General features: G+C 73.0%; 3 protein-coding genes. All 3 read left to right on the top strand.

What is annotated here, in order from left to right; genetic code table 11:
* Positions 1 to 159 precede the first annotated feature (159 nt).
* The 3 genes from ACWD3D_RS35765 to ACWD3D_RS35755 all read left to right on the top strand — a co-directional run bounded on the left by ACWD3D_RS35765 (position 160) and on the right by ACWD3D_RS35755 (position 2,709).
* Positions 160 to 747, top strand: coding sequence for a class I SAM-dependent methyltransferase (locus ACWD3D_RS35765; protein WP_451464837.1), 588 nt, complete (start codon positions 160 to 162; stop codon positions 745 to 747).
* Positions 748 to 770: 23 nt separating this feature from the next.
* On the top strand, positions 771 to 1,688 hold the full coding sequence (locus ACWD3D_RS35760; RefSeq protein ID WP_451464836.1) for an N-acetylmuramoyl-L-alanine amidase: 918 nt from the start codon (positions 771 to 773) through the stop codon (positions 1,686 to 1,688).
* Between the two features lie 202 nt (positions 1,689 to 1,890).
* A complete protein-coding gene (locus ACWD3D_RS35755; protein WP_451464835.1) occupies positions 1,891 to 2,709 on the top strand; it encodes a DUF5336 domain-containing protein in 819 nt (272 codons plus the stop codon).
* Positions 2,710 to 2,759: the final 50 nt, after the last annotated feature.

The following is a 2,759-nucleotide window of genomic DNA, read 5'->3' as shown; positions in this document are numbered from 1 at the left end:
GTCCGTCCGGCGGGGGCGTGCGGCACGATGGGGCCGCCGTCGACACACCCGTACCGCCTGGAGGAACCCGTGGCCGCCGAGTCCGCCGCCCCCGTCGCCGATCCCGAAGCCCGCCCCGACGGAGCGGTGCTGGCCGCCTTCGAGAAGGCCAAGGGGTTCATGCCGGTCCACGAAGGGCTGGCGCTCCACGCGGCGGCCGTCGACGCCGCACGGCTCGGGCTGCCGCTCCTGGAGGTCGGCAGTTACTGCGGGCGCTCCACCGTCCTGCTCGCGGGCGTGGCCCATAGCGCGGGGCTGACCGCGCTCACGGTCGACCATCACCGGGGCAGCGAGGAGCAGCAGCCGGGGTGGGAGTACCACGACGCGTCCCTCGTCGATCCCGAGGTGGGCCTGATGGACACGCTGCCCACCTTCCGCCGGACCCTGCACGCGGCCGGTCTTGAGGACCACGTGGTGGCGCTGGTGGGGCGTTCCCCACAGGTCGCGGCGGTCTGGGGTGGCCGGCTCGGGCTCGTCTTCATCGACGGCGGGCACACCGACGAGCACGCGAACGGTGACTACGAGGGCTGGGCGCCGCATCTCGCCGAAGGCGGTCTGCTGGTGATCCACGACGTGTTCCCCGATCCGGCGGACGGCGGGCAGGCCCCGTACCGGGTGCATCAACGGGCTCTCGCCTCGGGTGCGTTCACCGAGATCTCGGTGACCGGCTCGCTGCGCGTGCTGCGGCGTACGGGGCAGGGGATCTGAGAGCCGTCGGTAGCATCGCCCGCGTGCCGTACACCAGCGTTCCCCCCACCCCTCCCGCCGCGCGCCCCGCGCTCCGCCGGCCGGTCCGTGCCGCCGGGCTGACCGCGCTCGCCGTCCTCTGCCTGCCCGTCCTCGCCGGGTGCGGCGGCACGGAGGTGAAGGCTCAGCCGCGCGCCGGGGTCCCGGCGACGGCCGCTCCTCCCGGTGGTCCGAAGGCGGCCACGTCCACTCCGGCGGACGCCGGGAGCGCGAAGCCCTCGCCCGGAGGTCCGCTCACGGGCCGCACGGTGGTGATCGACCCCGGTCACAACCCGCACAACCACGAGCACACCCGTGAGATCGCACGGCAGGTGAACATCGGTACGGGCCACAAGGAGTGCGACACGACCGGGACGTCCACCGACGCCGGTTACGCGGAAGCCCGGTTCACGCTGGACGTCGCCCACCGGATGCGCGACCTGCTGGAGGCCGAGGGCGCGAGGGTGGTCCTGACGTACGACGACGACCGCGCGTACGGCCCGTGCGTGGACGAGCGGGCCCGGATCGGCAACGCGGCGAAGGCCGATGCCGTGGTCTCCGTCCACGCGGACGGTTCGGCCGTGGGCAACCGGGGGTTCCACGTGATCCTGCCCGCCCTCGTGCGGGACGGGGCGGCGGACACCTCGCGGATCGTGAGCCCCTCGCGGGAGCTGGGGACCCGTATCGCGGGCAGGTTCGCGGCGGCCACCGGGAGCGCGCCGTCCAACTACATCGGTGGCGGAACGGGATTGGACGTGCGCGACGATCTCGGCGGGCTGAACATGTCCACGGTTCCCAAGGTGTTCATCGAATGCGGCAACATGCGCGATCCGAAGGACGCCGCTCTGCTGACGAGCGCGAGCTGGCGCGGGCGGGCCGCCGAGGGGATCAGCGACGGCATCGTCCTGTTCCTGAAGGGGTAGTTCCGCCCTGCCGCGGGGTAGCTCTGCGGTGATATCGGGGGGATGGCGGCCCGTCCTGCAAGCCGGGGGCCAACCCGCCCGGGCAGACGATAGATTCATCCGTACGATGGGGAGCCGCCCCGGGCTTCTCGGCGCGTCTGCGGGAGAGCCCCTGGCGCAGCGACGACCGTCCCCGACGAGACGACCGACTAAGGACCTTCACGTGAATATCCGATCCCTCACTAGAGGCGACGGCGTGGTGATCGGAGCAGCGGTCGTGCTGTTCATCGCCTCCTTCCTCGACCTCTCCGGTTATGACTGCCCCCGTGGCGTCGACTGCTCGGGCTTCGACAGCGCGAGTGCCTGGGATTCGCTCTCGCTCCTCATGAGCATTTTCCTGGCCGGTGTCATCGGAGCGGCGCTGCTGATCGTGAGCCGCTCGACGCCGGGCCGCAAGATCGTCGGTCTGGACCTCGGGCAGTTCGGCGTGGCCCTGACCGTCTTCGCGCTGTGGACCGCGTTCTGGACGACCATCGACGCCGGTGACGCTGGTGCCGGGCTGATCCTCGGCCTGCTGGCCACCCTGGTGCTCGCCGGTGCGGCGGTGGCCGGACCGCTGGTTCCCGCGCTCAAGGCTCCGCTCTCGTCCGGCCCCCGGCCGGCTCCGGCCACCCCGTCGCCGTACGGCGCGCAGCCGCAGGGCCAGGGGTACGGCTACCCGGGCCAGCAGCCCTTCGGCTCGCAGGCCGGGTCGCCGCAGTCCGGACAGTCCCAGCCGTTCGGTGCGCAGCCGGCCCCGCAGGCCGCCCAGGCGCCGCAGTCCGGCGGTGCCGCGCCGGCCGCCGACTTCGCGCCGTTCTGGTTCGCGGTGCCGGTGCCCCGTCCGCTGTACGGCGAGGACGGCTCGTCCGGCCAGATCGCCGAACTGGCCCCCGGTACCTGGTACCTGGCGGTCGAGCAGCGTGGTCAGACCCTGATCGCGCAGACGCAGGACGGCCGCCGAGGTGTCCTGCAGGACACCTCGGGCATCCAGCGCGGCTGATCCGCCCGCCCGTACACGACGAAGGCCCCCGGCCGCGGTACTCCCGCGGC

The organism is Streptomyces sp. NPDC002690 (assembly GCF_053592415.1).
Note: the sequence above shows the minus strand (reverse complement) of the source record. Positions and strands in the feature narration are given on the sequence as shown.

Bases quoted from the DNA above. Each gene is read 5' to 3' on its own strand.
- ACWD3D_RS35765 (WP_451464837.1), top strand. From the start codon at position 160: ATGCCGGTCCACGAAGGGCTGGCGCTCCACGCGGCGGCCGTCGACGCC.